Raw genomic sequence first — 19894 nt, 5'->3', positions numbered from 1 at the left:
GCGCTCGGCATCACCACCCATACCTTGCCGACGCTGCTGAACGCCTTTGTGGCGATCGGCATCGTGCTCGGCGCGGCGGCCGCCGCCTGGCTGGTGACGCTGAAAACCGTGAAGCGCTGTATGCCGGCCGGCATCCTGATGGGGGTGGCGGTGGTGCTGTTCGCGCTCCAGCATCAGCTGGTCAACGCGGCGGTGCTGCTGGTGGCGATCGGGATGCTCGGCGGCTTCTTTGTGGTGCCGCTTAATGCGCTGCTTCAGGATCGCGGCAAGCTTACCGTAGGCGCAGGCAACGCGATCGCGGTGCAGAACCTCGGTGAAAACAGCGCGATGCTGCTGATGCTCGGCCTCTACTCTCTGGTGGTGAAGCTGGGGACGCCGGTGGTGGCGGTGGGGATCGGGTTTGGCGTGCTGTTTGCGCTGGCGATTGGCGGGCTGTGGCTCTGGCAGGCGCGGCGGTAAACACGAGGTAAGAGGGATAAGAACAGGGCGGATTTTCCGCCCTGTTTTTTTTGCCTGTGCTCAGGGTGCCGGAATGGTAAAGCGGCGGTGGATCGCTTCCAGTTCCTGCATGATCTCCCCATCCAGCACCAGGTTCTGGCTGTCGATATTAGTCTTCAGCTGCTCCAGCGTGGTCGCGCCCAGCAGGGTACTGGCGACAAACGGCTGCTGGCGCACAAAGGCCAGCGCCATCTGCGACGGGTCCAGGTTATGGCGTTTCGCCAGCGCCACGTACTCGGTAATCGCCAGCTCGGCCTGCTCCCCGGTGTAGCGGGTAAAGCGGCTGAACAGCGTGTTGCGCGCCCCGGCCGGTTTTGCCCCGTTCAGGTATTTGCCGCTCAGCGTGCCGAAGGCCAGGCTGGAGTATGCCAGCAGCTCAACGCCCTCGTGGTGGCTGATCTCCGCCAGGCCGACCTCAAAGCTGCGGTTCAGCAGGCTGTAGGGGTTCTGGATCGAGACAATGCGCGGCAGGTCGTGCTTTTCCGCCAGTTGCAGGTAGCGCATCACGCCCCACGGGGTCTCATTGGAGACGCCGATATAGCGGATTTTCCCGGCGCGGACCTGTTCGCTCAGCGCTTCCAGCGTCTCCAGCAGGGTGACGGTGGGCTTGTCTTCGGTATAGGTGTAATTCAGCTTGCCGAAGCAGTTGGTCTGGCGCTGCGGCCAGTGGAGCTGGTAGAGGTCAAGGTAATCGGTGTTCAGGCGTTTCAGGCTGGCATCCAGCGCGTTGCGGATGTTTTTGCGGTCCAGCGCCTGCTCAGGGCGGATGGCGGCGTCGCTGCCGCGTGACGGCCCGGAGACCTTGCTCGCCAGCACCACTTTTTCACGGCAGTTACGCGCCTTGAGCCAGCTGCCGATGTAGCTTTCGGTCAGCCCCTGGGTCTCAGGGCGCGGCGGCACCGGGTACATCTCCGCGGTATCGATCAGGTTGATCCCGGCGGACAGGGCGTAATCGAGCTGCTGATGGGCCTCGGCTTCGCTGTTCTGCTCACCGAAGGTCATGGTGCCCAATCCCAGAACGCTGACTTCCAAAGAGCTGTGGGGGATACGGTGATATTGCATTGCCGGTTTTCCTTAGTGTTAAGAATGTAGGCTGAAAAAACGCGCCTTAAGGGACGTTATCTCTTCTTCACGGGCACTTTTTTCTTCTCGCACAGATGATTGATGCCGGATTGACTATAACCAAGCCGCCGGGAGGGGGAAAGGGGGCGGCAGGGGCGGAGGGCGCAGGAACGTGAAGGCCGGCTGATAGCCTCCCCGGCCGGAAAACAGGCCCTCCCGCCGGGTGGTGGTAAAATAAAACGTTACCTTTCAATTACCTGGTTAACGTTATCACCATTAATCTGGCGTTGGTTACCCTGTTCGTCGGTATAACTGATAAGGCCGGTTTCCTCATCAATTTTCGGTTTACCCTGAGTTAAAATCATATTGCCCTCTTTGGTCGCGATGACGTAATCGCTGGAACAGCCGGAGAGGGAGAGCGCGACAACCAGCGCAGAGGCGGCAATAGCCCATGTTTTCATCATGATTTCCTTAGTGTTCGGCCTGAGGGGAAGGTCTGTTAAGCGTAGCAAACTGCCATAAAAGCGGCGGGGAAATCTCCTCCAAAAGTCTGATTTTCCCCGCCGACGCCCCAAAGGCCGGAAAGGCGCGGTCAGGCCAGGAAATGCCGCGCCAGCAGCGCTGCGGTAAAATTCTTTTTCAGGTAAAAGCCGCGCGGCAGCGTCATGATCGGCTGGCCGCGGTCGCCGATGGCTTCCGTCAGCGCTTTGCTGTTGGCCGCTTTGGGCCGCAGCTGCAACACTTCACCATGGCGTGCCGTGATGCTTTCCACCTGGCCGAGCACAATCATGTCCATCAGCTCTTCCCAGTCGCAACGCAACTGCTCCTCCTCCTCCGGGCTGGGTGACCAGAGCAGCGGCGTGCCGATGCGCCGCTGCGCCAGCGGCCGCGCGCGCTCCCCCTCTACCGGCACCCACAGCACCCGCGACAGTTTGTGCCGCACGTGGCTGCGTTCCCAGCTTACGCCGCTGTTGCCGGTGAGCGGCGCCACGCAGACAAAGGTGGTCTCCAGCGGTTTTCCGGCGGCGTCTACCGGGATGGTCTTCAGCTCCACGCCCAGCGCCGGGAAATCCTGCTCCGCTTTGCTGCCTGCCGTGGCCCCGAGATAAAACTCCAGCAGCATCCCGACCCAGCCCTTGTCCCGCTTCAGGTTGGCCGGAATGGCGATGCCCGCCTGTGCGGCCAGCTCGCCCAGAGTATGTCCGGCCAGCGCCTGCGCACGGTGAAGCAGTTCGTCGCTGTGTTGGGGAGGGGGGAGGGGGGAGAGGCCCATAATTATCACCTGCCGGATGTGGTTAAAATTTGTTCGATTCTTCGCCGGGCTGTCAGCCGTGCGGCAGCCTGTCGGGGAAAGTGGAATAATAGCATGATTTGGCAGGTAAATTTTCCGCTTCGTTGGCCGATAACCTTTCTGTTACGACTTTTTTTCCCCGTTTGCTGCCGACAATAAACAGGATCTTACACCAGGTTATCCACAGATTTTTTGGATAACCCCCGTTAAAATGCACTACTGGTTTCATCCACAGGCTTGACGCCGCGGGGTTTTGGATAATTTACTCTTTTTATGTCCAATAAATTGGCATTATCTGTGGATAAAAACGACATTGCCTGTTTTTTAACCGTCATAACTATGAAAGGTGATATTGCTCACATTATCTCTGGCGCGCCCCGGCGCAGTAACCGGTTATCGTGCTGTTTTAAATAAGATAATGCTGAGAACCCCAAGGGGCGGAGTTATCCACTGCCAGGGGCGTAAAGGCGCTCCCCGGGAGTTCTGCACAAATTTATCCACAGAAAACGTGAATAAAATCGGGGGTGTAGCCGGGGATATGTTTATAACTTGGCAGGAAGCTGTGGGTTATCCCGGTGTTATTCCTGATGAGCGGCCGATAAGCAGTGGTTTACCGCCTGTTGGGAGTGTGAAACAATCAAGCCATATGCATTTACGCTTATTTGAGGTAGTCCGGTGATCGATGATGATGGCTACCGCCCGAATGTTGGTATCGTAATCTGTAATCGGCAGGGGCAGGTATTATGGGCCCGTCGTTACGGTCAGCACTCCTGGCAGTTTCCTCAGGGGGGGATTAACCCCGGGGAGACCGCTGAGCAGGCGATGTACCGTGAACTGTTTGAAGAAGTGGGGCTGAACCGGAAAGATGTGCGCATTCTGGCCTCAACCCGCAACTGGTTGCGTTATAAATTGCCGAAACGTTTGGTGCGTTGGGACACAAAGCCGGTTTGTATCGGCCAAAAGCAAAAATGGTTTCTCTTGCAGCTCATGTGCGACGACGCGGATATCAATATGCAGCGCAGCAGCACGCCGGAATTTGACGGCTGGCGCTGGGTCAGCTTCTGGTATCCGGTACGGCAGGTCGTCTCCTTTAAACGTGATGTCTATCGCCGTGTGATGAAAGAGTTTTCCACTACCGTGATGCCGGTGCAGGAGTTAAGCCCGCCGCGCTCACCCCCTGCTTACCGCCGTAAAAGAGGTTAAGTCACGCAGATCATGCTCACGCGTTTGCGAGAAATTGTTGAAAAGGTCGCCGCGGCAGCCAGCCTCAATGAGGCATTGGATCTGCTCGTCAACGAAACCTGCCAGGCGATGGACACCGAAGTCTGCTCCATCTACCTGGCAGACAACGATCGCCGCTGCTACTACCTGATGGCCACGCGCGGCCTGAAAAAACCGCGCGGCAAACAGGTGACGCTCGCCTTCGACGAGGGCGTGGTGGGGCTGGTGGGCCGCCTGGCGGAGCCTATTAACCTCGCGGACGCCCACAGCCACCCCAGTTTTAAATATGTCCCGCAGGTGAAAGAGGAGCATTTCCGCGCCTTCCTCGGGGTGCCGATCATCCACCGCCGCCAGTTGCTCGGCGTGCTGGTGGTGCAGCAGCGTGAGCACCGCCAGTTCGACGAGAGCGAAGAGTCGTTTTTAGTGACGCTGGCGACGCAGATTGCCGGTTTCCTGACGCAGGTACAGCTCACTGAACTCTTCGGCCGCTTCCGCCAGACGCGCGTCAAAGCGCTGCCCGCCTCGCCGGGCGTGGCGATCGGCGTCGGCTGGCAGGACTGCTCACAGCCGTCGCTGGATCTGGTGTACATGGCCTCGACCCTCGACAGCACGCGTGAGCGGGAACGCCTGACGCGGGCGCTGGAAGAGGCGGGGGCGGAATTCCGCCGCTTCAGCAAACGCTTCACCGCCAGCGCGCAGAAAGAGAGCGCGGCGATTTTCGACCTCTACTCCCACCTGCTGAACGACGCGCGCCTCAAGCGCGAGCTCTACTTTGAAGTGGATGGCGGCTCCGTGGCGGAGTGGGCGGTGAAAAAGGTGGTGGAGCACTTCGCCGCCCAGTTCGCCAGCCTGCAGGACGCCTACATGCGCGAGCGCGCCGGTGACCTGCGGGCGCTCGGCCAGCGGCTCTTGTTCCACCTCGACGACAGCGTGCAGGGTGACATCCCCTGGCCGGAGCGCTTTGTGCTGGTGGCCGACGAGCTGACTGCCACGCTGCTGGCCGAGGTGCCGCCGGAGCGGCTGGCCGGCGTGGTGGTGCGTGACGGGGCCGCCAACTCCCACGCGGCGATCCTGGTGCGGGCGATGGGCGTACCCACCGTGATGGGCGCGGACATTCAGACCTCACTGCTCAACCAGCGCACGCTGATCGTGGACGGCTACCGCGGGGAGCTGTTGATCGACCCGGAACCGGTGCTGATCCAGGAGTACCAGCGGCTGATCAACGAAGAGCTGGAGCTGAGCCAGCGCGCGGAAGATGACGTAGAGGAACCGGCGCAGCTGAAAAGCGGCGAGCGGGTCTGCACCCTGCTGAATGCCGGGCTGAGCGCCGACCACGAAAAACGGTTCGGCAGCCGGGTAGACGGCATCGGCCTCTACCGCACCGAAATCCCGTTTATGCTGCAGAGCGGCTTCCCCTCGGAAGAGGAGCAGGTGGCGCAATATCAGGGCATGTTGCAGATCTTCCCGCACAAGTCCGTGACGCTGCGTACGCTGGATATCGGCGCAGACAAACAGCTCCCTTACATGCCGATCAGCGAGGAAAACCCCTGCCTCGGCTGGCGCGGCATCCGCATTACCCTCGACCAGCCGGAGATCTTCCTGATCCAGGTGCGCGCCATGCTGCGTGCCAACGCCGCCACCGGGAACCTCAGCATCCTGCTGCCGATGATCACCAGCCTGGAGGAGATCGATGAGGCGAAACGCCTGATTGAACGCGCCGGGCGCGAGGTGCAGGAGGTGCTCGGCTACGACCTGCCGCCGGTGCGGCTGGGGGTGATGATTGAGGTGCCGGCGATGCTGTTTTTGATCCCGCACCTGGCCGGGCGCGTCAATTTTGTCTCCGTCGGCACCAACGACCTGACGCAATACCTGCTGGCGGTGGACCGCAACAACACGCGGGTGGCGGCGCTCTATGACAGCCTGCACCCGTCGATGCTGCAGGTGCTGAAACTGATTGCTGACCAGACCGCCGCCGCCGGGCTGGACCTCAGCCTGTGCGGTGAGATGGCCGGTGACCCGATGGGCGCGCTGCTGCTGGTCGGGCTGGGCTACCGCCACCTCAGCATGAACGGGCGCAGCATCGCCCGCATCAAATACCTGCTGCGCCGCGTGGATCGGGAGGATGCCGAGGCGCTGGCCGCCCGGGTACTCACCGCCGCGCATACGGCCGATGTGCGCCACATTGTCTCGGCGTTTATGGAACGGCGCGGCCTCGGCGGGCTGATTCGCGGCGGCAAATAGCCGCGGGTCTGATGGGCGCGCCATGCGCCCACCCCCGTCGCCTTTCTTTACAGTTAAATACCCATTCCCGCACCGGACCGCTTTTCGCCTATGCTATGATTCGCAACCTGCTGACCCCCCTGGGGCTAACACTAGACAATTTGTGGTGATGGATGAGTAACAGCTATCTGGCGTTTCCTGACTTCGACCCGGTCATTTTCTCCCTGGGCCCGGTTTCCCTCCACTGGTACGGGCTGATGTACCTGGTGGGCTTTGTTTTTGCGATGTGGCTGGCGGTGCGCCGCGCCAACAAGCCCAACAGCGGCTGGACCAAAGAGGAGGTGGAGAACCTGCTCTATTTCGGCTTCCTGGGTGTGTTTATCGGCGGCCGCGTGGGGTATGTGCTGTTTTACAACCTGCCGCTGTTCCTGGATAACCCGCTCTACCTGTTCAAAGTCTGGGATGGCGGGATGTCGTTCCACGGCGGCCTGATCGGCGTGATCTGCGTGATGCTGCTGTTTGCCCGCCGCACCCACCGCACCTTCTTCCAGGTCTCTGATTTTATTGCGCCGCTGATCCCGTTTGGCCTCGGTGCCGGCCGCCTGGGCAACTTCATCAACGGCGAACTGTGGGGCCGCGTCACCACCCACACACCGTGGGCGATGCTGTTCCCCGGCTCGCGCAGCGAAGATATGGCGATTGCCGCCGCTGACCCGTCCCTGCTGCCGCTGCTGAACCAGTACGGCGTGCTGCCGCGCCACCCGTCGCAGATCTATGAGCTGCTGCTGGAAGGGGTGGTGCTGTTCCTGATCCTGAACCTCTTTATCCGCAAACCGCGGCCGATGGGCAGCGTCTCCGGCCTGTTCCTGATCGGCTACGGCACATTCCGCATTATCGTGGAACATTTCCGCCAGCCGGACGCCCAGCTTGGGCTGTTTGACGGCATTATCAGCATGGGGCAGATCCTCTCGATTCCGATGATTGTCGCGGGCGTTATTATGATGATTTGGGCCTACCGCCGCCCACAGAAAACCGTAGTGAGGTAACATGAAACAGTATCTGGATTTAATGCACACCGTGCTCCACCACGGCACCCCGAAAGCTGACCGCACCGGCACCGGCACGCTGTCGATTTTTGGCCATCAGATGCGTTTCAATCTGCAGGAGGGCTTCCCGCTGGTGACCACCAAGCGCTGCCACCTGCGGTCGATCATCCATGAACTGCTCTGGTTCCTGAAAGGCGAAACCAACATCGCCTATCTGCGTGAAAACAACGTCACCATCTGGGACGAGTGGGCCGACGAAAACGGCGACCTCGGCCCGGTCTACGGCAAACAGTGGCGGGCCTGGGGCGCGGCAGACGGCCGCCAGATCGACCAGCTCGCCAATGTGGTGCAGCAGCTGAAACAGGACCCGGACTCCCGCCGCATCATCGTTTCCGCCTGGAACGTGGGCGAGCTGGAGAGCATGGCGCTGGCCCCGTGCCACGCCTTCTTCCAGTTCTACGTGGCGGACGGCAAGCTCTCCTGCCAGCTCTACCAGCGCTCCTGCGACGTCTTCCTCGGCCTGCCGTTCAACATCGCCAGCTATGCGCTGCTGGTGCATATGATGGCGCAGCAGTGCGATCTGGAGGTGGGGGATTTCGTCTGGACGGGCGGGGACACCCACCTCTACAGCAACCACCTGGAGCAGGCGCGCCTGCAATTGACGCGCGAGCCGCGCCCGATGCCGACGCTGGTAATCAAACGCAAACCTGACTCCCTGTTTGATTACCGTTTTGAGGATTTCGAGATCGAAGGGTATGACCCGCACCCGGCGATTAAGGCCCCGGTCGCAATCTGACCCCCTCTCTCTGCGGTATAGAACCGAAGCCAAGGCTTCGGTTTTTTTATGCCTGCGATCCGGCCGGGGTGGCCGGTTTTGCGGCACGCCTTCCAGAAAAATGTCGCCAGTTCCGGTTTTCAGCCGCAGATTGCGCCCCGGCTTCCTGTTCCCTGATCGCACGCTGGCGGCGCGTTTTCCTCTGCCTACACTGGCCCGCATGACTACATTCACAGGGAAACAGCAAGGCATGAGCTTACTTGAGATGCTGGTGGTGATGGCACTGATTGCCATCCTGACCGGCGGCAGCCTCCATTACGGGCAGGCGATGCGCCAGGCGCACCGGCTGCGGCAGAGTGCGCAGGCGCTTCAGACATTTTTGGGCCGGATGCAGGCGCAGGCCAATACCCGCAACGAGGTGCGGCTGCTGGCGGTCACGCTGGGGCCGGAGGGCTGCGTGGCCCGGCAGAGCGAACCACCTGCCGGGTGCAGCGGGAGCGGGCTGCGCGTGTTCCGGCCGGGCGGGCAGGGCGTCGCCATCGTGGATTTCAGCGGCAACGGCATGGGCTTTTATGGCCTGCGCAACACCGCCCAGCCCGGCCATATCACCCTCGGCAATGCGGCCGGGCGCATCCGGGTGGTGCTCTCCGGCCGCGGGCGGCTGCGGCTTTGTGGGGAAAGCCCGGTGGGCGGGGTGCCGCCATGCCGCTGACCAGATCCTATGCCCGGCAGCGCGGCTTTACCCTGCCGGAGGTACTGCTGGCGATGGGCATCGGCAGCGTGGTGATGCTGGCCGCGGCCGGGAGCTACCCGGCGATCTACCAGCAGGGGCTGCGCCTGCGGGCGCTTTTCTGGCTGGACCACGCCCTGCACCAGGCAGCTGACACACTCGGGAAAGATCTGCGCCGCGCCGGGTTCTGCGCCGGTGCGGCCTGCGGCAGCGCGGCCATACGGCTGGGCACGGCGACCGGGGCCTGCGTGCTGCTGGCTTATGACCTCAACCGCAACGGCCGTTGGGACGCGGCCGGGCCGGAAGCAGAGACCTTTGGCTACCGCCTGCTGGCCGGGGCGCTGGAGACGCAACGCGGCGTCACGCACTGCGGCGGCACCGGCTGGGAAAAGCTGCTCGACCCGGCGGAGGTTACCGTCACCGGCTTTACGCTGACCAGGGTGACAGAGGCACCCAACACCGTGCTGCGCCTGACCCTGAGCGCCCAGAGCCGGCAGGGGGCGGTGCGGCACCGGATCACCCGGTTACTGACGGGGGAGAACGCATGATCCCCAGGGAGGCGCACCTCCACCAACAGCGCGGCAATGTGGTGCTGCTGACCCTGATGGGGCTGATGTTGCTGGGGCTGGCAGGCATGGCGGCGCTGCATCGCCAGCTGGATGAGGCGGTGCGGCTCACCGGCGAGACGCGGGGCGGCCTGCTGGCCTGGAATCAGGCGGCCTCGGCGCTGGCCTGGGCCGGTACAGTGAACTGGCCGCCTGCGGGGGAGGGGTGGCAATGCCAATCATTTCCCCCTGCGGGTCTGCGCGGCTGCATGAAAGCAGCCTCCCGGCCGGGTGGTGTCCTGCTGCGCGGCGAGGGGATCAGGGCCGACAGCACACCGCTGTTTCTTTACCAGCTGGCGGCCGCCGGGCGTGAGGGGGGCCGCGGGCAGCCGGTGCCGCTGGCCGGTGGCCGGCTCGATTTCTGTCCGGAGAAGACGCCGCAGGCCTGCGACGGGGAGCCTCTGCCATGACGGCCCAGCGTGGTTTTACCCTGATCGAGGTGCTGTTTGCCGCCATGCTGTTCGCCCTCTCCCTGCTGGGGCTGCTGACCTACCAGCAAGCCCTGACGGCCGGGTTTGAGCGGCAGCGGCAGGTGCAAAAGGCGTGGCGGCAGGTGGGCGATCGGCTGGAGGCGTTCAGCCTTACCGGCCGCCGGAGTGGCGTATTCCCGGCTGCGGCCGGCGGAGAGGTGACCATCACCGTCACGGCCGCAGGCGCGCCCGGCAACTGCCGCTGGGCCACTGCCACAGCCGCCGCTCCGGCACAGCAACAGGTGACGCTGCGCCGGTTATTATGTTAAAACCCCGCCCCGGTGTTGATTTACAGCGGCGTCAGGTTACAGTGGGGCTGCGGCGCAAGCCGCCTGCCGCACCCGTTATTCACTTCAGAGGCATCATGTTCACCGTTTACCACTCCAACCAACTGGATCTGCTGAAAAAACTGATCTCGGCGCTTATTGAGGGGCAACCGCTCTCCGATCCCTTCCAACAGGAGGTGGTGCTGGTACAAAGCCCGGGCATGGCGCAGTGGCTGCAAATGCAGTTGGCTGATGAGTTCGGCATTGCGGCGAATATCCAGTTCCCGCTGCCCGCTTCCTTTATCTGGGATATGTTCACCCGCGTACTGCCGGGGATCCCGAAAGAGAGCGCCTTCAGCAAAGACGCGATGACCTGGAAGCTGATGTGGCTGCTGCCAGATATGTTGCCGGAACCGGCGTTTGCCCCCCTGCGCCACTATCTGCAGGATGACGGTGACAAACGCAAAATTCACCAGCTGGCGGCCCGGGTCGCTGACCTGTTTGACCAGTATCTGGTGTACCGCCCGCACTGGCTGGAAGGGTGGGAACGCGGCGAACTTCAGGACGATCTGGGGGAGGCACAGCAGTGGCAGGCCGCCCTGTGGGCGCGCCTGTGCGAATACACCGCTGCCCTGGGCCAGCCGAAATGGCACCGTGCCAACCTCTACCAGCGCTTTATCGCTACCCTGAACCAGCTGGAGAGCAGCCCGCCGGGCCTGCCGGCGCGGGTATTTATCTGCGGCATCTCCGCGCTGCCGCCGGTCTATTTGCAGGCGTTGCAGGCGCTGGGTAAGCACATCGACATCCACCTGATGTTCACCAACCCCTGCCGCTACTACTGGGGCGACATCCAGAACTATGCGTTTCTGGCCAAATTGCAAAGCCGCAAACGCCGTGACTACCTCGCCCGCGCGGAAGTAGACCTGTTCCGCGACCCGGCACAGGCACCGGAACTGTTCAATCAGGAAGGTGAGCAGGCGCTTACTAACCCGTTGCTCGCCTCCTGGGGCAAACTGGGCCGTGACCATATGTACCTGCTTTCGCAAATTGACGATATTCAGGAGGTGCAGGCCTTTGTGGACATGGAGGGCGACACCCTGCTGCACGCCGTACAACAGGATATGCTGGAGCTGAACGATCAGGCGGTGCTGGGCATGACGCCGGAAACCCTGGCCAACAGCGCCGGCAAACGCCTGCTCGACCCGGAAGATCGCTCTGTCTGCATCCACGCCTGCCACAGCCCGCAGCGCGAAGTGGAAGTGCTGCATGACAAGCTGCTGGCGATGATGGCAGAAGACCCGGATCTCACGCCGCGCGACATCATTGTGATGGTGGCGGACATCGACAGCTATGCCCCCTATATTCAGGCGGTGTTCGGCAATGCGCCGCCGGACCGCTACCTGCCGTTTGCTATCTCTGACCGTAAAGCCAGCCAGGCGCACCCGGCGTTGCAGGCGTTCCTGACCCTGCTGGAGATGCCCCAGAGCCGCTTTACCTCTGAGCAGGTGCTGGCGCTGCTGGAAGTGCCGGCGCTGGCGGCCCGTTTCTCCATCCACGAAGATGGGCTGCGGCTGCTGCGGCTCTGGGTCAGTGAGTCCGGCATCCGCTGGGGGCTGGACGATGACGCGATCCGCCAGCTTGAATTGCCGCCCACCGGTCAGCACACCTGGCGCTTCGGCCTGACGCGGATGCTGCTCGGCTACGCGATGGACAGCGACGCCGGGCACTGGCAGGGCGTGCTGCCCTACGACGAGTCAACCGGGCTGGCGGCGGAACTGGCGGGCCACCTGGCCGAACTGCTGATGCAGCTCACCCGCTGGCGCAGCGTGCTGGAGGAGCCGCGCCCGCTGGCGGCCTGGTTGCCGCTCTGCCGCCAGATGCTCGACACCTTCTTTACCAAAGATGTAGAGACGGAAGGGGTGTTGACGGTGATTGAGGAGCAGTGGCAGAAAGCGATCAATTTCGGGCTGGCCGCCCGCTACCCGGACAAGGTGCCGCTCAGCATCCTGCGTGATGACCTGGCGGCACGGCTGGATCAGGAGCGCATCAGCCAGCGTTTCCTGGCCGGGCCGATTAACTTCTGTACCCTGATGCCGATGCGCTCCATCCCTTTCCAGGTGGTCTGTTTGCTGGGCATGAATGATGGTGTCTACCCGCGCACGCTGCCGCCGCTCGGCTTTGACCTGATGGCGCACCAGGTGAAAAAAGGTGACCGCAGCCGCCGTGATGATGACCGCTACCTGTTCCTGGAGGCGATGCTCTCTGCCCAGCAGCGGCTCTACATCAGCTTTATCGGCCGGTCGATCCAGGACAACAGCGAGCGTTACGCTTCGGTGCTGGTTACGGAGCTGATGGAGTATATCGGCCAGAGCTTTGTGCTGCCGGACGATCTGGCCTGCGAGGCGGACGAGAGTGAACGCCGGGTGCGGGAGCACCTGCTCTGCCACCATGCGCGGATGCCGTTCAATGCCGAAAACTTTGTGCCGGGTGACGAGCACCAGAGCTACGCCCGCGAATGGCTTCCCGCCGCCAGCGCGCTGGGCGTGCCGCACCCGGACTTCAACCAGCCGCTGGACCCGGAGCCGCTGGAGGAGATCACGCTGGAAAACCTGATGCGCTTCTATCGCCACCCGGTACGGGCCTTCTTCCAGATGCGCCTCGGCGTGAACTTTATGCTGGAAGAGACTGAGCTGCCCGATGAAGAACCGTTCGTGCTCGACAGCCTCAACCGCTATAAATTCAACAGCCAGCTGCTGAACACGCTGATTGAGGAGCAGGACGCTGACGCCCTCTATGCGCGGGTCAAAGCCTCCGGCGCGCTGCCCTACGGCGCGTTTGGCGAGATCTACTGGCAGACGCAGTCTGAAGAGATGGCAGCGCTGGCGGAAAAGGTCAGGGCGCTGCGCGGCGAGCCGCGCAGTGAGGAGATTTTGCTGGAGATTGGCGACTGCCTGATCACCGGCTGGCTCCACCATATCCAGCCCGATGGCCTGCTGCGCTGGCGGCCCGCCGCGCTCAATGCCGTGGACGGCATATTGCTGTGGATTGAGCATCTGGCGTATTGTGCATCAGGGAATGAGGGGGAAAGCCGCAGCTATGGGCGCAAAGATACCCAGTGGCACTTCCCCGCGCTGCCGGTGAGTAAAGCCAAAGCCTATCTGGCACAGTTGGTTGAAGGGTACCGGCAGGGGATGCGTGAGCCGCTGCTGCTGGTCAACAAGAGTGGCTGGGCGTGGCTCAGCCAGTGTGCAGACCCGGAGACCGGGGAGATTTCGCGTGATGAAGAGACGCAGGGCAAAGCCCGCGGTAAACTGCTTCAGGCCTGGCTGGGCGATCAGCGTGTTCCCGGCGAAGGTGATGACCCCTATCTGCAACGCGTCATCCGGCAACTGGACGATGACGACATCGTAAAAATCCAGGAAAATGCGGAACGTTTTTTACTCCCCCTTGTCCAGCATAACCAGACCGGGCAGGCGTAAAGGCAGGACGCGTCACCCTGTCATGAAAGGACTCCGCCAGGCCGCTGCGGCAACAGGCAGCGGCCTACCCAGCGATAGATAATCGCGGCATACCGGGCCGTGTCCGTCAGGGCAGCCCGGCCAGCAACGTTCGCGCAGAGTGGCCTTACCAATTTGAAGTTTGCTCCGGCGGTACATTTACCAGGTGATGGGAGAGTGGGAATGCGAAAGCAGCTTACCTGTGTTTCCAGGTTACTGTTGTTATTGATCTTTTTTGTGCCGGTCAGCGGCTTTGCACAGGGATGGCAGCCACTGGCGGAAACGATTAACAAAAGTGAACATGATCCCCGCCAGTATCAGGCGGTCAGGCTGGACAACGGCATGACCGTGCTGCTGGTATCAGACACACAGGCGCCGAAATCCCTGGCGGCACTGGCGCTGCCGGTCGGCTCGCTGGAAGACCCGGACAGCCAGCTGGGGCTGGCCCACTACCTGGAGCATATGGTGCTGATGGGGTCGGCAAAGTACCCCGACCCGGAAAACCTGGCGGAATTTCTGAAGAAGCATGGCGGCAGTCATAACGCCAGCACTGCCTCTTACCGCACCGCGTTCTACCTTGAAGTGGAAAACAGTGCGCTGGCCCCGGCGGTCGACCGGCTGGCGGACGCCATCGCCGCGCCGCTGCTCGACCCGGTGAATGCCGATCGCGAGCGCCATGCGGTCAACGCTGAGCTGACCATGGCCCGTTCGCGTGACGGAATGCGCATGGCGCAGGTGCGGGCGGAAACGCTTAACCCGGCGCACCCCAGCTCGCGCTTCTCCGGCGGCAACCTCGACACGCTGAAAGACAAACCCGGCAGCAAGCTGCATGACCAGCTGACCGCTTTCTACCAGCGCTACTACTCGGCCAACCTGATGGTCGGGGTGATCTACAGCAACCGGCCATTACCTGAGCTGGCGGCGCTGGCCGCCGGAACCTTTGGCCGCATTGCCAACCATCAGGCCTCCGTCCCGGCGATTACCGTGCCGACGCTGACCGCGGCGCAAGAGGGGATACTTGTTCACTATGTCCCGGCGCAGCCGCGCAAACAGCTGAAGCTGGAGTTTGCGATAGACAACGACAGCGCCACGGATAAAAACAGCCAGGCGTTCCGCAGCAAAACTGACACCTACATCAGCTACCTGATTGGTAACCGCAGCCCCGGCACCCTGTCGGACTGGTTACAGAAGCAGGGGCTGGCCGATGCCATTAATGCCGGGGCCGATCCGCTGGTTGACCGCAACCAGGGGGTGTTTGCCATCTCCGTGTCGCTGACCGACAAAGGGCTGGCGCAGCGTGACGAAGTGATCGCCGCCATCTTCCATTACCTGTCGATGCTGCGCCAGCAGGGCATCAGCCGCAGCTATTTTGATGAGATCGGCCATGTGCTGAACCTCGATTACCGCTACCCGGCGATCACCCGTGACATGAACTACATCGAGTGGCTGGTGGACACGCTGTTACGGGTGCCGGTCAACCACGCGCTGGATGCCGCCTACCTTGCTGACCGCTATGACCCGGCGGCCATCGCGGCACGCCTGAGCCAGCTGACGCCGGAGAAGGCGCGTGTCTGGGTAGTCAGCCCGGATGCACCGCACAACCGCACCGCCTACTTTGTGGAGGCACCCTATCAGGTTGACCGCATCACCCCGGCGCAATTCCAGCGCTGGCAGCAACTGGGCGCGCAGATCTCCCTGTCACTGCCGGCCCTTAACCCCTACATTCCGGACGATCTCTCGCTGATTACCGCCACGGATAAACCGTCGCGGCCTCAGTTGGTGGTGGATGAGCCGGGCCTGCGGGCGCTCTACATGCCGAGCCGCGCTTTTGCTGATGAGCCACGCGCGGACATTACCTTCGCCTTCCGCAACCCGACGGCGCTGGATTCACCGCGCCATCAGGTGATGTACGCGCTCACTGACTACCTGGCCGGCCTGGCGCTGGACCAGCTCAGTTACCAGGCCTCTATCGGCGGGATCGGCTTCTCCACCGCGCCGGACAACGGCGTGGTCTTTAACGCCAACGGCTTTACCCAGCGCCTGCCGCAGCTGCTCACCTCGCTGGTGGCGGGCTACGCCAGCTTCACCCCCACGGCCGATCAGCTGGCGCAGGCCAAATCCTGGTACCGGGAAAAGCTGGACGCCTCCGGCAAAGGCAAAGCCTTTGAGCAGGCGATCATGCCGGTACAGATGCTCTCCCGTGTGCCTTACAGCGAACGCGAGGCGCGCCGCGCGATGCTGGACGGCATCACCGTGGAGGAGATCATCGCCTACCGTGACAGCCTGCTGCATCTGGCCGCGCCGGAAGTGCTGGTGGTCGGCAACATGACGGCGGAGCAGGTGCGTCAGCTGGCGCATTCGCTGAAAACCCAGCTGGGCTGCACCGGTAAAGCCTGGTGGCATGGCAAAGAGGTGGTGATTAACCAGAAACAGCTGGCCAACCTGCAAAAAACCGGCAGCAGCAGCGACTCCGCGCTGGCCGCGGTCTACGTGCCGCCCGGTTATGATGAGGTGCACAGCATGGCCTACAGCGCCCTGCTGGGGCAGATTCTGCAGCCCTGGTTCTACAGCCAGCTGCGCACGCAGGAGCAGCTGGGCTATGCGGTGTTTGCCTTCCCGATCGCCGTCGGCAAGCAGTGGGGGCTGGGCTTCCTGTTGCAGAGCAACAGCCAGCCACCGGCCTACCTCTACCCGCGTTATCTCGATTTCTTTGCCCAGGCGGATAAACGGCTGGGTGCCATGAGCAATGAGGATTTTGTGCAATACCGTCAGGCAATGATCGATGAGCTGACCCAGCGTCCGCAAACCTTGAGTGAAGAGGCCAGCCGCTTCAGCAATGACTTCAGCCGCGGCAACTTCCGCTTTGACACCCGTGACAAAGTGGTGGACGTGCTTAACGCGCTGACGCTGCCGCAGTTGCACCAGTACTACCGGCAGGCGGTGATGGCCCCGGAAGGGCTGGCGCTGTTGTCACAGGTTAAGGGCAACGGCCCGGATGCCCGGAAAGGCGGTTTTGCCGCACCGGCCGGCTGGACGACCTACGCCAACGCCACCCGCCTGCAGGCGACCCTGCCGCAACAGGTGAACGGGCAATGAGTTCGTCAGCGCCCCTGGCCCTGAACCCGCTGACCCTGCCGCTCTATGCCGAGCGGCTGATTGAGGCATCAGCGGGGACGGGGAAAACCTTCACCATCGGCATTCTCTACCTGCGCCTGCTGCTGGGGCTGGGCGGTGAAGCCGCATTCCCGCGCCCGCTGACGGTAGAGGAAATTCTGGTGGTGACCTTTACCGAGGCCGCCACTGAAGAGTTACGCGGCCGTATCCGTGAAAATATCCATGTGCTGCGGCTGGCCTGCGTGCGCGGCAGCAGCAGTGACAAGATGCTCCAGGCGCTGATGGCGGAAATTACCGATCTGGCCGATGCGGCAGCGCTGCTGCTGGCGGCCGAACGGCAGATGGATGAGGCGGCAATCTACACCATCCACGGCTTCTGCCAGCGGATGCTGACCCACAACGCCTTTGAGTCCGGCATTCTGTTCGAGCAGACGCTGGTGCAGGATGAGATGCCGCTGCGCCGCCAGGCGTGTGCGGACTTCTGGCGGCGGCACTGCTACCCGTTACCGATTGAGATTGCCCGGCCGGTGGGGCAGGCGTGGAGCGGCCCGGAAGAGCTGCTGCGCGATCTGGCCCCCTATCTGCAGGGCGAGGCTCCGGCGCTGCGCTACCCGCCCGCCGAGGGCGAAACCCTGCAAAGCCGCCATGCGCGCATTGTCACCCGTATCAATGAAGTGAAGCAGGCCTGGCAGAGCGCCGCCGGGGAGCTGGCCGCGTTGATCGGGGAGTCCGGCGTGGACAAGCGCAGCTACAGCAGCCGTTACCTGCCGCTCTGGCTGGAGAAGGTCGGCGAGTGGTGCGCGCTGGAGACGCAGGATTACCAGCTGCCGCCGGAGCTGGAGAAGTTCAGCCAGGCGCGGCTGCTGGAGAAAACCAAAAAAGGCGAGCCGCCGCGCCACCCGGTCTTCTCCTTGATTGAGCGCCTTTATGAAGAGCCGCTTTCCCTGCGTGATGTGGTGATGGCGCAGGCGATCAATGAAATCCGCCAGACGGTGCAGAAAGAGAAGCGCCAGCGCGCCGAAATGGGCTTTGACGATCTGCTCAGCCGGCTGGATGAGGCGCTGCGGGCCGACGGCGGCGAAGCGCTGGCAGACGCGATCCGTGCCCGTTACCCGGTGGCGATGATCGATGAATTCCAGGACACCGACCCCCAGCAGTACCGGATTTTCCGCACCCTTTACGTCAACCAGCCGCAGTGCGGGCTGTTGCTGATCGGTGACCCGAAACAGGCGATCTACGCTTTCCGTGGGGCGGACATCTTCACCTATATGCGCGCCCGCGCCGAAGTCAGCGCTCACTACACCCTCGGCACCAACTGGCGCTCCTCCCACCCGATGGTGGCGGCGGTCAATACGCTGTTCCAACAGAAGGCGGATCCGTTTATTTTCCGTGAAATCCCGTTCAGCCCGGTGGCGGCCGCTGACCGCAACCAGGCCCTGGCCTTTGAAATCGCCGGGGAGGCGCAACCGGCGCTGCACTTCTGGCTGCAATCGGGCGAGGGGGTTGGCGTCAGCGATTATCAGCAGCTGATGGCGCGCCAGTGTGCCGGGCAGATCAGCCACTGGCTCTCCGCCGGGCAGCGCGGTGAGGCGTGGCTGGTAAACGGTGAGGAGCGCCGGGCGGTGAAAGCCTCGGACATTACCGTGCTGGTGCGTAACCGCATTGAGGCGGCGCTGGTGCGGGAGGCGCTGGGCGCGCTCTCCATCCGTGCCGTTTACCTCTCCAACCGCGACAGCGTGTTTGACACCCCGGAAGCACGGGACATGCTCTGGCTGTTGCAGGCGGTGCTGGCGCCGGAGCAGGAGCGCACCCTGCGCAGCGCGATGGCCACCGGCGTGATGGGGCTGGACGCCCGCACCCTGGCGGAGCTGAGCGCCAGTGAAACCGACTGGGATGCGCTGGTGCTGGAGTTTGACGGCTACCGCGAACACTGGGAACGGCGCGGCGTGCTGCCGATGCTGCGCGAGCTGATGCGCAAGCGCCATCTGGCGGAAAACCTGCTGGTGAGCGAAGAGGGCGAACGCCGCCTCACCGATTTCCTGCATCTGGGCGAGCTGTTGCAGGAGGCCTCCTCCCAGCTGGAGAGTGAATATGCGCTGGTGCGCTGGCTGGCCCAGCAGATCGCCCAGCCGGAGAAGCAGTCGGAGAATGAGCAGCTGCGCCTCGAAAGTGACCGCCATCTGGTGCAGATTGTGACCATCCATAAATCCAAGGGGCTGGAGTACCCGCTGGTGTGGCTGCCGTTTATCGCCCACTTCCGCCCGCAGCAGCAGGCGCTCTACCACGACCGGCAGACCTTCGCGGCGCTGCTCGACCTGCGCGCGGAAGAGGAGAGCAAGGCGCTGGCGGAGGAGGAGCGGCTGGCCGAGGATCTGCGCCTGCTCTATGTGGCCCTGACCCGGTCAGTGTTCCATTGCAGCATCGGCATTGCGCCGTTGATGCAGGGCAACCGTAAAAAGCAGGGTGATACCGACCTGCACCGCAGTGCGCTGGGCTATTTGATCCAGAAAGGGGAGGCGTGTGACGCCTTTGCGCTGGCAGAGCTGCTGGGGGCGCTGGCAGATGAGAGCATCGCGCTGACCCAGATTGCCGAGCCGGCGATCCAGCCGTGGGAAGCGCCGGATCGCCCGGCGCTGACGCTGGCGGCGCGCACATTCTCCCGCAGCGTAGGGGACAACTGGCGGGTCACCAGTTATTCCGGCCTGCAACAGCACGGCAGCGCGCTGGCAGAGGCGCTGCTGCCGCGGCTCGACATCGACGCGGCCGGGGAGCAGCAGCCGGAAACCGCACCGGGGATGACGCCGCACAGCTTCCCGAAAGGCGCGTCGCCGGGCACCTTCCTGCACAGCCTGTTTGAAGAGATGGATTTCAGCCAGACGCCGGAGCGCGCCTGGCTGGAGGAGAAGCTGGTGGCGCAGGGCTTCGGCAGTGAGTGGGGCGAGGTGCTGGCCGGCTGGCTTGAGCAGGTGTTGCAGGCCCCGCTGGGGCCGGAGGGGCTCTCCCTGCGCCACCTGCCGCCCGGGCTGCGCCAGGCGGAGCTGCAATTCTATATCCCGATCCGCGGCCTGTTGCAGGCGGGGGATCTTGACCGGCTGGTCA

General features: G+C 63.0%; 15 protein-coding genes. 12 read left to right on the top strand and 3 right to left on the bottom strand.

The window, feature by feature from the left end; all coding sequences use genetic code 11:
• Positions 1-459: MFS transporter (locus CYR32_RS20270; protein ID WP_479415231.1), on the top strand; the 459-nt coding region annotated here is incomplete at its 5' end.
• Between the two features lie 60 nt (positions 460-519).
• Here the strand turns inward: CYR32_RS20270 and CYR32_RS20265 are convergent.
• The 3 genes from CYR32_RS20265 to mutH form a co-directional block, all read right to left on the bottom strand.
• The gene (locus CYR32_RS20265; protein WP_101826917.1) at positions 520-1560 is read right to left on the bottom strand and encodes an NADP(H)-dependent aldo-keto reductase; all 1041 of its coding nucleotides are present in this window, start codon (positions 1558-1560) and stop codon (positions 520-522) included.
• Positions 1561-1802: 242 nt separating this feature from the next.
• Positions 1803-2021 (bottom strand): YgdI/YgdR family lipoprotein, encoded by a 219-nt coding sequence (locus CYR32_RS20260; protein ID WP_101826916.1) that lies wholly within the window; start codon positions 2019-2021, stop codon positions 1803-1805.
• Positions 2022-2152: 131 nt separating this feature from the next.
• Positions 2153-2833: a DNA mismatch repair endonuclease MutH gene (gene mutH / locus CYR32_RS20255; protein ID WP_420912855.1), complete on the bottom strand. Its 681-nt coding sequence runs from the start codon at positions 2831-2833 to the stop codon at positions 2153-2155.
• Positions 2834-3526: 693 nt separating this feature from the next.
• Here mutH and rppH point away from each other — a divergent pair.
• From rppH to recB, 11 genes are all read left to right on the top strand, one after another.
• Positions 3527-4054, top strand: coding sequence for an RNA pyrophosphohydrolase (gene rppH, locus CYR32_RS20245; protein ID WP_072932581.1), 528 nt, complete (start codon positions 3527-3529; stop codon positions 4052-4054).
• A gap of 12 nt (positions 4055-4066) precedes the next feature.
• A complete protein-coding gene (gene ptsP, locus CYR32_RS20240) occupies positions 4067-6313 on the top strand; it encodes a phosphoenolpyruvate--protein phosphotransferase (RefSeq protein ID WP_101826914.1) in 2247 nt (748 codons plus the stop codon).
• 152 nt (positions 6314-6465) lie between these two features.
• Positions 6466-7338, top strand: a complete 873-nt coding sequence (lgt, locus tag CYR32_RS20235) for a prolipoprotein diacylglyceryl transferase (protein ID WP_101826913.1) — start codon at positions 6466-6468, stop codon at positions 7336-7338.
• A 1-nt stretch (position 7339) separates the two neighbouring features.
• Entirely contained in the window at positions 7340-8134 is a 795-nt protein-coding gene (gene thyA / locus CYR32_RS20230) for a thymidylate synthase (RefSeq protein WP_101826912.1), read from the top strand.
• Positions 8094-8825, top strand: coding sequence for a prepilin-type N-terminal cleavage/methylation domain-containing protein (locus CYR32_RS21750; RefSeq protein WP_101826911.1), 732 nt, complete (start codon positions 8094-8096; stop codon positions 8823-8825). The genes thyA and CYR32_RS21750 overlap by 41 nt, the downstream gene beginning before the upstream one ends.
• On the top strand, positions 8816-9391 hold the full coding sequence (locus tag CYR32_RS20220; protein WP_101826910.1) for a prepilin peptidase-dependent protein: 576 nt from the start codon (positions 8816-8818) through the stop codon (positions 9389-9391). The genes CYR32_RS21750 and CYR32_RS20220 overlap by 10 nt, the downstream gene beginning before the upstream one ends.
• A complete protein-coding gene (locus tag CYR32_RS20215) occupies positions 9388-9858 on the top strand; it encodes a YgdB family protein (protein WP_101826909.1) in 471 nt (156 codons plus the stop codon). The genes CYR32_RS20220 and CYR32_RS20215 overlap by 4 nt, the downstream gene beginning before the upstream one ends.
• Positions 9855-10187 (top strand): type IV pilus modification PilV family protein, encoded by a 333-nt coding sequence (locus CYR32_RS20210; protein WP_101826908.1) that lies wholly within the window; start codon positions 9855-9857, stop codon positions 10185-10187. The genes CYR32_RS20215 and CYR32_RS20210 overlap by 4 nt, the downstream gene beginning before the upstream one ends.
• Positions 10188-10282: 95 nt before the next feature.
• On the top strand, positions 10283-13663 hold the full coding sequence (recC, locus tag CYR32_RS20205; RefSeq protein ID WP_101826907.1) for an exodeoxyribonuclease V subunit gamma: 3381 nt from the start codon (positions 10283-10285) through the stop codon (positions 13661-13663).
• 201 nt (positions 13664-13864) lie between these two features.
• Complete coding sequence (ptrA, locus tag CYR32_RS20200; protein ID WP_101826906.1) at positions 13865-16777, top strand: pitrilysin; 2913 nt, start codon at positions 13865-13867, stop codon at positions 16775-16777.
• A partial coding sequence (recB, locus tag CYR32_RS20195) for an exodeoxyribonuclease V subunit beta (protein WP_101826905.1) occupies positions 16774-19894 on the top strand: 3121 nt, incomplete at its 3' end. The genes ptrA and recB, both read left to right, overlap by 4 nt.

This window comes from Chimaeribacter coloradensis, assembly GCF_002858715.1.
Classification (GTDB): domain Bacteria; phylum Pseudomonadota; class Gammaproteobacteria; order Enterobacterales; family Enterobacteriaceae; genus Chimaeribacter; species Chimaeribacter coloradensis.
The sequence above is the reverse complement of the archived record's forward strand: the minus strand, read 5'-3'. Positions and strand labels throughout refer to the sequence as shown.